Consider the following 13,926-nt stretch of genomic DNA (forward strand, 5'->3'; position numbering starts at 1 on the left):
TTGAGCGGGACGGGATCAGCCGTGGAAAAATCCGATCTGCACGATAAACAGCGCAGCGAACACGTAAAGCACAGGATGGATTTCCTTGAACCGTCCCCGGGCCGCCTTTAGCACAATGTAAAAAATAAACCCGATTCCGATGCTCGTCGATACACTGTACGTCAGCGGCATCGTAACAAGAACGAGAAAAGCCGGGAAAGATTCTTCGAAATCTTTCCAGTCGATATGCAGCAGATCGGTAATCATATAATACCCGACCACGATCAGCGCTGGCGCCGTGACCGACGGCAGGTTAGCCAGCGTTTCCGCCACGGGGGCCAAAAACGACGTGGCGGCCAGCAGCGCGCAGGTGACGACCGCCGTTAAGCCCGTCCGGCCCCCTGCCGCAATCCCCGAGCCCGACTCGATCAGCGTCGTAACCGGGCTTGTCCCCATTACGGCACCGGCCGTAACGCCGGCAGCGTTCGCCATAAGCGCGCTTCGGGAACGGGGAAAAACGCCGTTTTTCATGAGTCCCGCCTGCTCCGCCAGACTGACCAATGTGCCGGTCGTATCGAACACCGAGATCAGCAGAAACGTAAACGTGACGGCAAACAGTCCCTGCTCGAATACGCCTTTCACGTCCATCTGCATAAACGTTCCCGTCATCGTTCCCGGCCAGGCGAACCAGTGATCCGGCAAAATCAGCAGCCCCATCAGCCAGCCGATCGCGGCCGTCAGCAGCATTCCGATAAAAAGCGCCGCACGGACGCGGTACGACATCAAGACCAGTGTGAGCACAAGTCCGATAACGGACAGCAGAGCCGCCGGCTCGTGCAGACTTCCGATTGTGACGAGCGTATCCGGCGAAGCGACGATCAGCTTGGCGTTTTGCAGCCCTACAAAACAAATAAACAAACCCGTGCCCGCTGTAATCGCATATTTTAACGAGGCCGGAATGGATTCGATCAACAACCGGCCGTGCCGGCTGAGTGAAATCAGCATAAATAGAAGTCCGGCCAAAAATACGGAACCCAGCGCTACCTGCCAGGATACCCCCGCTCCCTGAACGACGCCGAAGGCAAAGAAAGCATTGATGCCCATGCCTGGAGCTATGACGATCGGGTAGTTGCCCGCCAGTGCGATAATGAGCGTCGAAAATATAGTCGTCAAGATCGTTGCGATGAAAACCGCATGAAAATCCATGCCGGATGCGCTTAAAATGCCGGGATTCACGATCACTACGAACGCCATCGTCATAAAGGTCGTACATCCCGCCAGCACTTCCGTCCCGATCGTCGTTTGGCGTTCTTTTAATTTAAACCATGCTTCTGTCTTGTCCAATCAATTCCAGTCCTTTCCTTGCCGCTAATCAAGAATTGTATCATGGATTGAGATGAACTTCACGCTGAATTTATTCCGCGCTTGAATGGCCGCAACTTTTCCGATCCCTATATTTAACATTATTTCCCATGTAGGTTCGTTTCAAGCCCTTTCGACGAAAAAGACCCGCTATCCCCATGGATAACAGGTCTTCATTAAGTACAGGATTCAGGAAAAAGGAGGCTATCCCCGGCCTTCGCTCGCTTTGCGCTCAATGTGCAGCTTGGCTTCTGCGCCGGCCGCGCTCCGCTTCGTTTCATTGTCGAAACGTTTCCGTTCCGTCCGCTCGATTTGAGCGACCCGGCCGTCATGAATAATGATTTGAACGGTTCCGTACTCCAATCCGTTAATGCTTTGAATGATCCGGTCAATCCAGACTTCATTCAGTTCAACAGGTTTGGCCATATTTCTCATCCTCTCTACCCTCGATTCAAATCATCCAATCGTACCATTCTTTTTTACGCTTCTGCAGGTCTACCAGCCAAGCGGACGTTTTGCCTATTAAAGTAAAGGTGGCGTCCCGGTTCGAGAACGTATGGTCGGCCTGGAAGATGAGTTCCAGATCGCAGCGTCCGTCCGCCCGGAGCCAAAACATTTTTTGATAAAGCGGGGCGTAATCTACCGGTATGTCTTCGTCCGCCGTGCCGTGTGCGATGAGAACATCTCCCCCGAATTTGCGCAGCTGCTCGAACGGTTGATGCTTGGAGAGAGAGTCGAAAAAAGCCGGGGTAAGCAGATACCCCTGATAGTCGATGCCTTTGTCCGGCTCCAGCCGGCGATAAGCTTCCTTGCCTACGATTCGCACAATGTCATTGTGCGGGTGGGCTACGGCCGACCACATCACCAGGGTCCGCACGCGGTGGTCGGATGCGGCGGTAAGCAGGGCGACCGCGCCGCCCAGGCTGTGGCCCAGCAGCGTCACGCTGCCGGGGTCCACGCAGTCCAGGCTGAGCGCGTAATCCAGCACCCGGCGGGTCTGGGCGATCATCGGATCGAGTCCTCCCGCTCCGTAATCGCCGGTGCTTTCGCCGCAGCCGCCGTAATCGAAGCGGAGCACCATGTAGCCCTGGCTGCTCAAAGCCCGCGCCGTCTTGACGAACAGCCGGTCGACGCCGATCCGGTTGCCGATAAAGCCGTGGCAGATAATGACAACCGGCCACTTGCCCGCGCCTCCTCGGCAGTCGGCGCCCTCCCCGTCCGTCGGATAGTGCAGCGTAGCCGCCAGTTCCAAATCCCCGCTCGGGATTGTGATGTGATGTTCCATAGCCCTAGTCCTTTCTGCAAGTGCGCTTCTGTGAGGTCCGGATCAGATATGAACCGGCATGGGATCGTTTTTTAAGGCATTTTCAATGGTTCTTGTCTCATTGCCGTCGAAGATGTATAGTCGGTGGACCAGAACATGGACACGGTCCCCCGCTTCCAGCTGGGGCAGTTCCAGCGAACGGTACCCAACCAGCCGGTAAGGCCCGCTCTCCACTTCGACCTGCCAGTTTGATCCGCGGAAGTATGTGCTTCTGACAACGGCTTCCGCCGATGCCGTCTGGCGGCTGATTTCGCCGGGCAGCCCGATCTCCACGAACTCCGGCCGGACGATAGCGGACGCGTCGCCCGCGTCGGCGAACCCGATCAGGGAGCCGGCTTCCTCCAACGGCGAAGACTCGCCGATAAAGGATGCGACGAACGGAGTCAGCGGTTCGCGGTAGATGTCGATCGGCGAGCCTTTCTGCTCGATCCGGCCTTTGTTGACGATCATGATTTCGTCGGCCACCTCGACCGCTTCTTCCTGGTCGTGAGTGACGAAGATCGTCGTGATGCCGACCCGGGAAATCATTTCCCGCAGCCAGCTGCGCAGCTCCTTGCGGACTTTCGCGTCAATCGCCGCGAACGGTTCATCCAGCAGGAGAAGCTGCGGCTCGGGAGCGAGCGCCCGGGCGAAGGCCACCCGCTGGCGCTGTCCGCCGGAAAGCTGATGCGGCAGCCGCTTCTCAAGCCCCGCCAGGCCGGTCAGCTGCAGCAGCTCATGGACGCGGGTGCGGATCTCCGCTTTGCCTCGCTTCTGCACCTGGAGGCCGAAAGCGATGTTGTCGTACACGGACATGTGCTTGAACAGCGCATAGTTCTGAAAAACAAACCCGATATGGCGTTCCTGCGGCATAAGGGCATTCACCTTTGCGCCGTGGAACAGGATCTCTCCCGAATCGGGCGATTCCAGTCCGGCAAGCATCCGGAGTATCGTCGTTTTGCCTCCTCCGCTCGGGCCCAGAAGGCCGATCAGCTTGCCCTGCTCAATGTCGAACGAAATATTTTTGGCGGCTTCGTAGGAGCCGAATGACTTGTTAATTCCTCTTACACTGATATGCATGGGTTAACTCCCCTCCGTTACGTGATTTGAGCCGGAATCGGTTTGCTGCCGGTTGGACTGGTGGAACTTCCATTCGGCCAGACTTTTCACGATCAGCGTCAGCACGGCCAGCATGACGAGCAGGGAAGCAACCGCAAATGCAGCCGAAAATTGATACTCGTTGTATAAAATTTCGATATGGAGCGGAACGGTATTCGTCTTGCCCCGGATATGGCCCGAAACGACCGAGACGGCCCCGAACTCCCCCATCGCTCTCGCGTTACATAAAATGATTCCGTACAGGAGTCCCCATTTGATGTTGGGGAGGGTCACTTTCCAGAAAATGCGCCAGCCTTTGGCGCCGAGTGTGGCCGCCGCTTCTTCCTCCTGCGTGCCCTGAGCCTGCATAAGCGGGATCAGTTCCCTCGCAACGAACGGGAAGGTGATGAAGACGGTCGCGAGCACGATGCCCGGCAAGGCAAACACGATCTTGAGATCGTGCTCGGCCAGCCACGGACCGAACCAGCCTTTCGTCCCGAACAGCAGGATAAACATGAGACCGGCAATAACGGGCGAAATGGCGAACGGAAGGTCGATCAGAGTGACCAGAACGTTTTTGCCGCGGAATTTAAACTTCGTGATTGCCCAGGCGGCCGCCACGCCGAACACCACGTTCAGCGGAACGGCAATCGCCGCTGTCGTCAGCGTCAGCCGGATGGCCGCCCATGCCTCCTTCTGGGTCAGAGCCGCCAGATAAACTTCGGTGCCTTTTTTGAACGCCTGGATAAAGATCGTCACAAGCGGCAGCACCAGAAGCAGGGCGAGAAACAGCAGAGCTCCCCCGATGAGAAGCCACTGGACGGCCCTGGGCTCGGTGATATGCTTCGCCGGTTCCGAGGAAGGCCCGCTCAAATTTGCAGCTACATTGCCTGCCATGTCGCTTCAGCTCCTTTCGCGGTCATCCGCTCACCCGCCGGTTGGATTTCATCTGCAGCGCGTTGGTGGCGAGCAGCAGCACGAACGAGATGATCAGCATGACCAGAGCAATGGCCGTCGCCCCGGCATAGTCGTACTGCTCGAGCTTCGTCATGATGAGCAGCGGCGTAATCTCCGTCTTCATCGGCATGTTGCCGGAAATGAAGACGACGGAGCCGTACTCGCCGATCGCCCGGGCGAAGGCGAGGGTGAACCCCGCCAGCAGCGCGGGCACCAGCTGCGGGAAAATGACGCGGCGGAACGTACGCCAGCGTGAAGCGCCGAGGCTCACGGCGGCCTCTTCCGTTTCGTGCTCCAGCTCCTGCAGCACAGGCTGCACGGTGCGGACCACGAACGGAAGCCCGATAAACGTGAGCGCGATGATGATGCCAAGCGGCGAATACGCCGCCTTGATGCCGAGCGGAGCGAGCAGGCTGCCGATCCAGCCGTTGTCGGCGTACAGGCTTGTCAGCGCGATGCCGGCCACGGCCGTCGGAAGCGCGAAGGGCATGTCGACCAGCGCGTCGACGAATCGTTTGCCCGGAAAGCGGTAGCGCACAAGCACCCAGGCCACAAGGAGGCCGAATACGGTGTTGACCAGCGCTGCCGCTAAGGAAGCTCCGAAGCTGAGCTTGTAGGAAGCGACCACCCGTTCATCGGTGACTGCCTGCCAGAACTGGTCGAAGGTCAGCCCCGTCGTTTTCCACACGACCGCGGAAAGCGGGAAAAGCACGAGCAGGCTCAAGTAAAGCACCGTAAAGCCCATCGACAAGCCGAACCCGGGTAAAATACGTTTCGTTCTGTTTCTTCTTCCCATTGCGAACACGTCCCCTTGATCGCAGACCGAGTGGTGCCGGTTTGTACCGTCGCACCCGGGCACGCAGTTTTATTTCGGTTTGTAAATCTGGTCGAATACGCCGCCGTCGGCGAAGTGTGTTTTCTGGACTTTGGCCCAGCCGCCGAATTCCGGATCGTCTATTTTAAACAGGTTCACTTGCTTGAATTGATTTTCGTACTGCTTCGCAACGGATTCCAGACGCGGCCGGTAATAATTTTTTGCGGCGATTTTCTGCCCTTCCTCCGTATACAGGTAGTCCAGATAAGCCTGAGCCACTTCTTTCGTGCCTTTCTTGTCGGCGTTCTTGTCGACTACCGCTACCGGAGGCTCCGCCAGCACGCTGATCGAAGGCGTCACGATCTCGAACTTATCCTTGCCCAGCTCGTTGAGCGACAGGTAGGCTTCGTTCTCCCACGCGATCAGGACGTCGCCGAGTCCTCTTTCCACGAAGGTAGTCGTTGAATCGCGCGCTCCCGTTCCGAGCACCGGCGCATTTTTGAACAATTGGGTTACGAATTCCTTGGCTTTGGCCTCGTCGTTGTTGTTTTTCTTAAGCGCGTAGCCCCAGGCCGCCACGTAGTTCCAGCGCGCTCCGCCGGAAGTTTTGGGATTGGGAGTGATGACGGAAACGCCGGGCTTGATGAGATCGTCCCAGTCCTTGATCCCTTTCGGATTGCCTTTGCGTACGAGAAATACGATCGTGGATGTGTATGGAGTGCTGTTATCTTTTAATTCCGTTTCCCAGCCTTTATCAATAAGACCCGCCGCTTGAACCTGATCGATATCGTAAGCCAGCGCAAGCGTAACCACGTCCGCTTCCAGTCCGTCGATGACCGAGCGGGCTTGTTTGCCCGAACCGCCGTGAGACTGGCTGACCGTTACGGTCTGGCCTTTCTTTTCTTTCCAGTACTTGATGAATGCTTCGTTGTATTCCTGGTACAGTTCTCTCGTCGGGTCATAAGATACATTAAGCAGTTCGACCGATTTTGGTGCGGAGCCGCCGTTTTCGGTTCCCGTTTTCGTAGATGTCGTTTCGTTTCCTCCGCCGCATGCGGTCAAACCGGTGAGCAGCGAAGTCAGGGCAAGGACGGAAACGGTGCGTCCGAGAACCCTTTTGAAAGAATGCGATTTTAAAGCAGCCATGTAAATATACCCCTTTCGAATTTGGCACCTCGTTGTCTAACTTCTCACATTCCCTACTGAACTTTTTTTTCGCGTCTCCGGTGATCCGGTGGACAAAATAAACAAATCCTATAAGTTTAGTAAGAATTATTTATACATCAATATAGCATCGCCTATAAATCGTGTCAATACGTTTTTTTGCAAAAATTGTAAGTGCTCGTCCGCCCGGCTCCGAGGAAAAAAATCCCCGTTTCAAACGCTCTCGCAGCGTGTAAGAAAGGCGTGGGAGTTATCTTGGAAACAAAGCGCAAGCTTTTGAAATCACTTGCTTCATTGGAGGTCAAAGAAAGATGAACAACAACTTAACCGCTGACGCCGAACGCGTTTTAATCGTTTATTTAAATAATGATATCGTGGTGGAAAATGTACCGGGAGAAGTCGATGTGGACTCTTATCTCGACGAACAGGATTACGACGCGCGTCAAGTCGAGCTGATTTCGATGGGCGAATTTAACGAACGCCTGGATCAGATGCTGCTGCAATACTAATTCGCCCGTTCCGACAATACATGGTAGTGAAAAAACAGAAGCCCCCGGGCTTTTCACATAAAAAGGCAGTTCCTTTCATCAGAAAGGAACTGCCTTTTTCAATGTGTATGCGCAGGCTCGCTTGGCTGTGGAGAAAGCGGAGCGATTAGACCAACAGGCGCCCCGCGCGGAAACGCTTGAATCGCCGGCCGTTCTCTGAAAGCGGGAACGCCGGCTGCTTGGAGCTTTGGAAGCCCTAGCGGCCTTGGAACAGATTGCCGAGGCCCCCGAGCACGCTGCCTTCTTCCTTGCCCCGGATAGCTCCGCCCATCACTCTCTCGGCCAGGCGGCTGAACGGCAAGGATTGCAGCCACACTTTGCCGGGGCCTCTCAAAGTGACGAAGAACAGCCCCTCGCCGCCGAAAACGGCCGTTTTGATGCCTTTTACGAACTCGATGTCATATTGGACCTCCGGCGTCATCGCAACGAAGCAGCCCGTATCGACACGAAGCACCTCGCCCGGCCGAAGCTCGCGCTCCAGAATAGAACCGCAGGCGTGCACGAAGCCCAGTCCGTCGCCTTCCAGCTTCTGCATGATGAAGCCTTCGCCCCCGAAGAATCCCGCTCCCAGCTTGCGCTGCAGCTCGATACCGATGGATACGCCTTTGGCCGCGCACAGGAACGAGTCCTTCTGGCAGATGAGCTTGCCGCCCAGCGCCTGCAGATCCATCGGAATGATTTTGCCCGGATACGGGGCCGCGAACGTGACGTGCTCTTTGCCCCGCCCGTTGTTGGTGTAGACGGTCATAAACAAGCTCTCGCCGGTAAGCAGCCGCTTGCCCGCTCCCATCAGCTTGCCCATCAGACCCCCGCCGCTCCCGCTCGATCCGTCGCCGAAAATCGTTTCCATGCCGATATTGCCTTCCATCATCATCATGCTGCCGGCTTCGGCAATGACGCTTTCCTGCGGGTCGAGCTCAATCTCTACGTACTGCATTTCATTGCCGTGGATCTTGTAATCAATTTCATGAGCGTTCAAGCGCAAGCACTCCTCTGTTCGTTGGGATAAGAACCGAAATCGTTAACGCGTATCTTTTACCCATTGGTACGGCCGTGAAAGGCGCCGGTTCCGTTTCCGGCCAAAAAATCCAAACACGCGCCGATTCTTCAATCGGCTTCCCGTTCCGCTTTGCGTTTCCTGCGCGCCTCGTAGCGTGCCGGGGCGGATTCGTACAGGCGCATTTCCCGTTCTGTCTCGGGTATAACCGCAGGAACGGGAGTCGGCCGGCCTTCGTCGTCCAAGGCAACGAACGTAATAAACGAGGTGGCGGTAGTCCGTCTTTCGCCGGTAAACATGTTTTCGGCCACCACACGCACGTAAACTTCCATGGAACTCCGGTGCGTCCAGGAAACGAATGCTTCCAGCTCGATGGCTTCCCCCAGATGCACGGGTGACAGGAAGTCAAGGCTGTCGCTTGAAGCCGTTACGACTCCGCGCCGGCAGTGGCGCATACTTGCGATGGTTGCGATCTTGTCGATATATTCCATAATTTTGCCGCCGAAAACCGTTCCGTGGTAGTTCGTATCCAGCGGAAAAATAACTTCAGTCATAATGGAGCGGGAGATACTCGTCGGTTTCGCTTCCATATGGTCAAAGCCTCCTTCTCTCGTCGGCCGGAGCGAAAGCCTGTAAACTTCAACTTCCGTCCCGGCTGTACGAAACGCTAACGTGCAGATCTGCGGGTACGGGCTTTATTCCCCGTACCGGATAAAAAGCTTGCCCGCCGCTTCGGCAGCCATGGCTCTTGCCGTTTCCGTGTCCCGCGCGGCGGCAAGGGCAACGGCCATCCGGCGGCCCGGCTTCGTTTCCGGCTTGCCGAAAATCCGCACCTGGACATCCGGCACCGCCAGCGCCTCTTCCAACCCGCCGATTTCGAAATCGGCGCTGCCGCGGTCCGCCTTCAGCGTATGGGAAGCGCCTGGCGTAAGCAGGCGGATTTGTGGAATCGGCAGCCCCAGTATCGCTCTGGCGTGAAGCGCAAATTCGGACAGATCCTGAGTCGCCATGGTAACCATGCCCGTATCGTGCGGACGCGGCGAAACCTCGCTGAAGTATACGCCTTCGCGCGTGAGGAACAGCTCGACGCCGAAAATTCCGTAACCGCCGAGCGCATCGGTGATCGTCCGCGCCATCTGCTCGGCTTCCGCGATTTGGGACTCGCTCATCGCGTGCGGCTGCCACGATTCGATATAGTCGCCTTCCTTCTGCACATGACCGATCGGAGCGCAGAAGGAGGTGCCGCTTACGGAGCGGACGGTGAGCAGCGTAATTTCGGACTCGAACGTGACGAACGCCTCGACGATGACGCGGGCTTTTTTCGCCCGTCCGCCTTCCAGTGCCGTATTCCAGCAGGCTTCGATGTCCGCTTCGGACCGGCATACGCTCTGGCCCTTGCCCGAAGAGCTCATGATCGGTTTGATGACGCAGGGCGTGCCGATTTCCGCGACCGCGGCATGAAGTTCCTCCAGCGTATCCGCGAAAGCGTATTTCGCCGTGCGCAAACCTAGCTCCTCGGCAGCCAGCCTGCGGATGCCTTCCCGGTCCATCGTCAGGCGCGACGCGTTGGCGGTCGGAATGACACGGTAGCCTTCTTTCTCCAGCTCGACAAGCTCCTGAGTGGCGATCGCTTCGATCTCGGGCACAATCAGATGGGGCCGCTCCCGCTCGATGAGTTCGCGGAGCGCCTGTCTGTCCAGCATGTCGATGACATAGCTGCGGTGCGCCACCTGCATGGCAGGCGCGTGATCGTAACGGTCGACCGCGATCGTTTCGATTCCGAGCCGCTGTGCCTCCAGAATGACTTCTTTGCCAAGCTCCCCGGAACCGAGCAGCATGATTTTCTTCGATTTCCCTGATAGCGGTGCTCCAAACATACGGTGTCCTCTCCCCTGAGTGCAGCAATGTGCATGTATATTTTGTCGGCTTGCGGTTAGGCAAGTATTCCTATGTGCATAACGTTCTTGACGGCGGGCGCCTAAAAGTGCCTGCCGATTATTCGGGAAGACGCCCTACGCCCTACCCGCCGCTGCGCAGAAGCAGCTTGCGCAGCAGCGGAGCGAGATGCTCCGGCAGCTCGGCGGCGTGCGGGACCACGATCCCGTGCCTGCCGTAGATGTTGCGCATCGTGGTCCGCTGCGTTTCATGCACCTCGCCGCTGGCAAGGAAGACGCTGATAACGTCGATCCCGAGCCTGCGGCATTCCAGGACGGCCTCGTACGTGTCGAGGATGCCGTCCTCCTGGTATTCGGCGGCGGAAGGCTCGCCGTCGGAGAAGACAAGCAGCACGCGCTGCTTCTCCGGGCGCCGCAGCAGCCGCCGGGCGGCGTGACGGATCGCGAACCCGTCACGGTTGTCCTGCTGCGGCTCCAGCTGCAGCAGAGCGGCGCCGCTCCGCGGAGCCGAGGACGAGCCGAAGTCGATGACCGTGTGAAATACGTTCGGCGCTTCTTCGGCCGTGACCCGCTCCGCGTCTTCCCAGAAGCCCGTCACCTCGTGCGGGATGCGCAGAGTCCGGAGCGTCTCGTGAACGAGCGAGATGCCCAGTTTCGTCTCTTCCATCTTATCGTACATGGAAGCGGAGCAATCGACAAGAAGCGAGAAGGCCGCATCGAGCTCGGGCGCGGGGTTCTGCTTCTTGGCGAAGAGCCGCGGCGCTTCGTCCGTCACGTAGCGCAGCAACTGCCTTCGGCCGAGCCGCCCGTAGAGCAGATCGCTCCGCGGGGCGACCCGCTTGCGCTCCAGCGCCAGCCTCACCGTGCGGGTCAACTGCCTCGTCAGCGGCTCCACCGCACGGATCGCTTCGCGGTAAGCGTCTTCTTCCGCCGGGGTAGGCCTGCGCGGTGCTTGAAACTCGGCGGTGGCGCGCAGGCCGGAAGGGCCGTCCCCGGTTCCGGCGGAAGCGCCGGACGGCAGGAACGGCGCGCTGCTGTCCGGCGGTGGCTCGGACTTCCGCTCGGAGGCGGCGGAACGTCCGCGTGCGGCGGCCATAGCCTCTTCGGACGCGTCATCCCCGGGCCTCGCCGCCGTCCCGCTGAACCGCGCGGTCCGCGTGCCCCGCTCGACCGACTGCTTCAGCGCTTCCCCGGCGGTGCTCCGCGTCTCCCGGTGCCACATCGACTGGCGCTCGCTTCTGCGGTCTTTGTCCTGCCGGGGGCTAAGCCGCTCCGCATCGTCATTCGCGAGGCGTTTCGCCTTCTTGCCGGCAGGACGTTCGCCGCGCCTCAAGGGTGCGTCCGTACCGCTTCCGGGCCGGACCGAGAAATACGCGTCCGCCGCATCGCGCTCCAGCCGGTATTCCAGCAGCTCCAGCATATGCAGGCACAGCCGGGCGTTTTCTGCCGTCGTCTCCGCCGTTTCGGCCTCTTCCAACAGCGGCTGAACGAGCCGGAGCAGCTCCTCTATATGCTTCGCCGGCACAGCGGATTCCGCGGAGGCTCCGCCCGGTCTGTCACCCGCTTCGGTATAAAACGCATTCATGTCCGCCCCTTTAAACCAGAGATAAACGGAAACGAACAGCGCGTCCGCAAACTCGTGACGGGCGAGGTGCGTTTTGAATTTATGCGTGAAATACCCCTTATACACGTCCGCTCTCTCCTCAAACACAGCCGAGGTACCGGGACGGATGCGCCGGCAGATCTGTTCCAGCCGCAAGTCCTCGCAGAGGGCAAACAGCTCTATGCCCAGCCTGGAGAGCCGCGACTCCGTAACGGACTCCAGAAACGCTTCGGTTTCCCGCTTTCCCGAATACCACGCACTGCCGAGCGCGCGGAGATAGACGTCGCTTTTCATTCCGGCTTCCCGCTGCGCCGGTTTCCAGTCCCTCCAGAACTGGCTGACCGTCAGCAGCGCCTTACTTTCCTCATAATGGGAATGAAAAGCGAGCTGAAGCTCCAGATCCCCGTTCCGGGTGAAGGTCCGGGCCAGATCCACAAGCTGCATGAGCATAAAGGCTTCCAGCCGGTTATCAAGCAGATTCAGCTTCCCGACGAACATCGCTAAAAGAGCGTCTCCGCCACGTTGCGTACGGCGGCCCTTTCGCGTTCGTCTTCCAGCTTGGCGGCAATGGCCCGTTCCACGGCCCTCCGGGGCGGCATGAACGCGGCGAGATCACACGCGTCCAGCAGGGCGCGGATGGACGCCGCTTCGTCGGACAGCTGACCCATCTGCACGAGAGCGAGCAAATCGGCGGACAGGGCCGCAAACGCTTCGAGAAGCCGGGTGTCCCGCAGTTCCGTACGCTCCTTCAGCAGGCCGAGGAGCGCTTCTCCTTGAAGGTAAGGAACGTCGACGGCCACGAAACGATTTTTCAGCGCTTCGTTAAGCGGAACGGTCCCGATGTATCCTTCGTTAATCGCCGCAATGACGCGGAAATCTTCGTGAGCCGTGACCGTCTCGCCCGTAAACGGATTGGTCAGCGTTCTCCGGTGGTCGAGAACTCCGTTAATAAGCGGCAGTGTCTCTGGCTTCGCCATATTCACTTCATCTATGTAAAGAATATGCCCGGCTTTCATGGCGGTAATGACCGGCCCCGGCACAAATTCAATCGTCGTGCCTTCCCCGGATCGGCTCAGGGTCTTGAACCCGAGTAAAGCTTCCGCGTCGAGATCCGTGGAACAATTGACGCTGTGCATCGGCTGACCCGTCAGAAAAGACAAGTGCTCGGCCAGCCTCGTTTTGCCGGAACCCGTCGGTCCTTTCAGCAAAACGGGCTTGCCGAGCGCCAAAGCGATGATCGCGTCTGTGAGCACTTCGGGCTGTGCGGGGACGAACCCCGGTTTTCCGATCAAATGGAGCTGTTCCTCAGTCAACCGGCCCGATTCCATTCGGCTGCGCAGTGTAAGGAGTCGGTTTGAAATCTTATCTGGCAATTCCCATTGCCGCATCATAGCGGCAGGTGTCAAATTCATCCGGCGTTCTTCCTCCCCGTGTTGCGTTCTCTCTTTTTAACTATCTGTCAAAAGAGCAAGTGGTGTCAAGTTCCCGGCTCCTCGATAAGCGCAAACGGATAAAAATGCAACTCATTTCCGCAGGAAGGACAGCTCATATAGGAAGGAATGTCATTGAGCATCAGCGCCATCGCGTAAGAAGACTCATAATTGACCGCCCGGATAATATCTTGGGGATGCACATACGCGCAGGAAGAAGATCCGCAAGTCGCGCGGACTTTATATGCGTTTGCCACTGCAGGCCTCTTTTCCGGAGGACGCAGGCGTTAAGCCTTGTCCTCCCCTTTTTTGCGGTTGAAATCCAGATTCAAAATGACCGTAAACCGGTCCGGCTTCGTCGGCACGATCGAGGCGATCTCGATATAAGAGGTGCCGAATTCATTCTCCGCCCGGTCCACGAGACTGTTTAGACTATCGCTCAGCGTTGCGCTCTCATCCAGTACGACTTCGGCGAAGTATTGTTTAATCATGCCCGTTCTCCGTTCCCGGCCCGTTCTTTTTCGTAAGCGATCAAGGTGATCGGTTCCCCGGTCTGTTCTTGCAATTTGCTTTCCAGGCTGCGGATCTCTTCTATCAGTTCTTTTTTTTCGTTCAATTCGGCAAACGTGTATCCGTTCATTTTCATGTGTTAAGCCTCCTGTCGGATGTCTTCCCGTTGAATGTTTTCCGGCTTGAGCCGTACCGCTTCTTATTCTTCCCATGCCTGTTCTTTTTTAAAAGTTCCCCCCTTCCCCGTTACCGGGCTCCCATAAAAA

General features: G+C 57.7%; 16 protein-coding genes. 1 reads left to right on the plus strand and 15 read right to left on the minus strand.

The genetic code is table 11. The annotated features are described in order from the left end of the window. Positions 1–15: 15 nt before the first annotated feature. From ACI48J_RS15885 to ACI48J_RS15915, 7 genes are all read right to left on the minus strand, one after another. Entirely contained in the window at positions 16–1,323 is a 1,308-nt protein-coding gene (locus tag ACI48J_RS15885; protein ID WP_405079199.1) for an NCS2 family permease, read from the minus strand. A 222-nt stretch (positions 1,324–1,545) separates the two neighbouring features. Next, on the minus strand, positions 1,546–1,767 hold the full coding sequence (locus ACI48J_RS15890; protein ID WP_326052896.1) for a YezD family protein: 222 nt from the start codon (positions 1,765–1,767) through the stop codon (positions 1,546–1,548). Positions 1,768–1,792: 25 nt separating this feature from the next. Then, positions 1,793–2,626 (minus strand): alpha/beta fold hydrolase, encoded by an 834-nt coding sequence (locus ACI48J_RS15895; protein WP_326052895.1) that lies wholly within the window; start codon positions 2,624–2,626, stop codon positions 1,793–1,795. Between the two features lie 42 nt (positions 2,627–2,668). Then, on the minus strand, positions 2,669–3,724 hold the full coding sequence (locus ACI48J_RS15900; RefSeq protein WP_405079200.1) for a sulfate/molybdate ABC transporter ATP-binding protein: 1,056 nt from the start codon (positions 3,722–3,724) through the stop codon (positions 2,669–2,671). Between the two features lie 3 nt (positions 3,725–3,727). Further along, positions 3,728–4,639, minus strand: coding sequence for a sulfate ABC transporter permease subunit CysW (gene cysW, locus ACI48J_RS15905; protein WP_326052893.1), 912 nt, complete (start codon positions 4,637–4,639; stop codon positions 3,728–3,730). A gap of 22 nt (positions 4,640–4,661) precedes the next feature. Further along, positions 4,662–5,495, minus strand: a complete 834-nt coding sequence (cysT, locus tag ACI48J_RS15910; RefSeq protein WP_326052892.1) for a sulfate ABC transporter permease subunit CysT — start codon at positions 5,493–5,495, stop codon at positions 4,662–4,664. Between the two features lie 69 nt (positions 5,496–5,564). Continuing rightward, entirely contained in the window at positions 5,565–6,659 is a 1,095-nt protein-coding gene (locus tag ACI48J_RS15915; RefSeq protein WP_326052891.1) for a sulfate ABC transporter substrate-binding protein, read from the minus strand. A 329-nt stretch (positions 6,660–6,988) separates the two neighbouring features. Here ACI48J_RS15915 and ACI48J_RS15920 point away from each other — a divergent pair, with 329 nt between their 5' ends. Further along, entirely contained in the window at positions 6,989–7,186 is a 198-nt protein-coding gene (locus tag ACI48J_RS15920) for a hypothetical protein (RefSeq protein WP_317953844.1), read from the plus strand. A gap of 235 nt (positions 7,187–7,421) precedes the next feature. On the opposite strand, the gene ACI48J_RS15925 is transcribed toward ACI48J_RS15920, so the two are convergent. The 8 genes from ACI48J_RS15925 to ACI48J_RS15960 all read right to left on the minus strand — a co-directional run bounded on the left by ACI48J_RS15925 (position 7,422) and on the right by ACI48J_RS15960 (position 13,796). Next, positions 7,422–8,204 carry a TIGR00266 family protein gene (locus ACI48J_RS15925; RefSeq protein ID WP_405079201.1) on the minus strand — a complete coding sequence of 261 codons (783 nt, stop codon included), beginning with the start codon at positions 8,202–8,204 and terminating at the stop codon, positions 7,422–7,424. A gap of 128 nt (positions 8,205–8,332) precedes the next feature. Next, complete coding sequence (locus ACI48J_RS15930) at positions 8,333–8,812, minus strand: acyl-CoA thioesterase (protein WP_326052889.1); 480 nt, start codon at positions 8,810–8,812, stop codon at positions 8,333–8,335. A 105-nt stretch (positions 8,813–8,917) separates the two neighbouring features. Then, positions 8,918–10,099, minus strand: coding sequence for a formate-dependent phosphoribosylglycinamide formyltransferase (purT, locus tag ACI48J_RS15935; RefSeq protein WP_405079202.1), 1,182 nt, complete (start codon positions 10,097–10,099; stop codon positions 8,918–8,920). Positions 10,100–10,241: 142 nt separating this feature from the next. Next, positions 10,242–12,218, minus strand: coding sequence for a vWA domain-containing protein (locus ACI48J_RS15940; protein WP_405079204.1), 1,977 nt, complete (start codon positions 12,216–12,218; stop codon positions 10,242–10,244). Between the two features lie 2 nt (positions 12,219–12,220). Further along, positions 12,221–13,132 (minus strand): AAA family ATPase, encoded by a 912-nt coding sequence (locus ACI48J_RS15945; protein WP_405079205.1) that lies wholly within the window; start codon positions 13,130–13,132, stop codon positions 12,221–12,223. A gap of 65 nt (positions 13,133–13,197) precedes the next feature. Further along, positions 13,198–13,407, minus strand: a complete 210-nt coding sequence (locus tag ACI48J_RS15950) for a hypothetical protein (RefSeq protein WP_405079207.1) — start codon at positions 13,405–13,407, stop codon at positions 13,198–13,200. Between the two features lie 30 nt (positions 13,408–13,437). Further along, positions 13,438–13,641 carry a hypothetical protein gene (locus ACI48J_RS15955; protein WP_326056529.1) on the minus strand — a complete coding sequence of 68 codons (204 nt, stop codon included), beginning with the start codon at positions 13,639–13,641 and terminating at the stop codon, positions 13,438–13,440. After that, complete coding sequence (locus ACI48J_RS15960; RefSeq protein WP_326056528.1) at positions 13,638–13,796, minus strand: hypothetical protein; 159 nt, start codon at positions 13,794–13,796, stop codon at positions 13,638–13,640. Before ACI48J_RS15960 ends, ACI48J_RS15955 begins: the two co-directional genes overlap by 4 nt. Between the last annotated feature and the right edge of the window lie 130 nt (positions 13,797–13,926).

Source organism: Paenibacillus chitinolyticus (assembly GCF_045038035.1).
Classification (GTDB): Bacteria; Bacillota; Bacilli; order Paenibacillales; family NBRC-103111; genus Paenibacillus_F; species Paenibacillus_F chitinolyticus_A.

Coding starts and splice junctions, on each gene's coding strand:
- ACI48J_RS15890 (WP_326052896.1), bottom strand. CDS start 1,767: ATGGCCAAACCTGTTGAACTGAATGAAGTCTGGATTGACCGGATCATT.
- ACI48J_RS15895 (WP_326052895.1), bottom strand. CDS start 2,626: ATGGAACATCACATCACAATCCCGAGCGGGGATTTGGAACTGGCGGCT.
- ACI48J_RS15900 (WP_405079200.1), bottom strand. CDS start 3,724: ATGCATATCAGTGTAAGAGGAATTAACAAGTCATTCGGCTCCTACGAA.
- cysW (WP_326052893.1), bottom strand. CDS start 4,639: ATGGCAGGCAATGTAGCTGCAAATTTGAGCGGGCCTTCCTCGGAACCG.
- cysT (WP_326052892.1), bottom strand. CDS start 5,495: ATGGGAAGAAGAAACAGAACGAAACGTATTTTACCCGGGTTCGGCTTG.
- ACI48J_RS15915 (WP_326052891.1), bottom strand. CDS start 6,659: ATGGCTGCTTTAAAATCGCATTCTTTCAAAAGGGTTCTCGGACGCACC.
- ACI48J_RS15920 (WP_317953844.1), top strand. CDS start 6,989: ATGAACAACAACTTAACCGCTGACGCCGAACGCGTTTTAATCGTTTAT.
- ACI48J_RS15930 (WP_326052889.1), bottom strand. CDS start 8,812: ATGGAAGCGAAACCGACGAGTATCTCCCGCTCCATTATGACTGAAGTT.
- purT (WP_405079202.1), bottom strand. CDS start 10,099: ATGTTTGGAGCACCGCTATCAGGGAAATCGAAGAAAATCATGCTGCTC.
- ACI48J_RS15940 (WP_405079204.1), bottom strand. CDS start 12,218: ATGTTCGTCGGGAAGCTGAATCTGCTTGATAACCGGCTGGAAGCCTTT.
- ACI48J_RS15945 (WP_405079205.1), bottom strand. CDS start 13,132: ATGAATTTGACACCTGCCGCTATGATGCGGCAATGGGAATTGCCAGAT.
- ACI48J_RS15955 (WP_326056529.1), bottom strand. CDS start 13,641: ATGATTAAACAATACTTCGCCGAAGTCGTACTGGATGAGAGCGCAACG.
- ACI48J_RS15960 (WP_326056528.1), bottom strand. CDS start 13,796: ATGAAAATGAACGGATACACGTTTGCCGAATTGAACGAAAAAAAAGAA.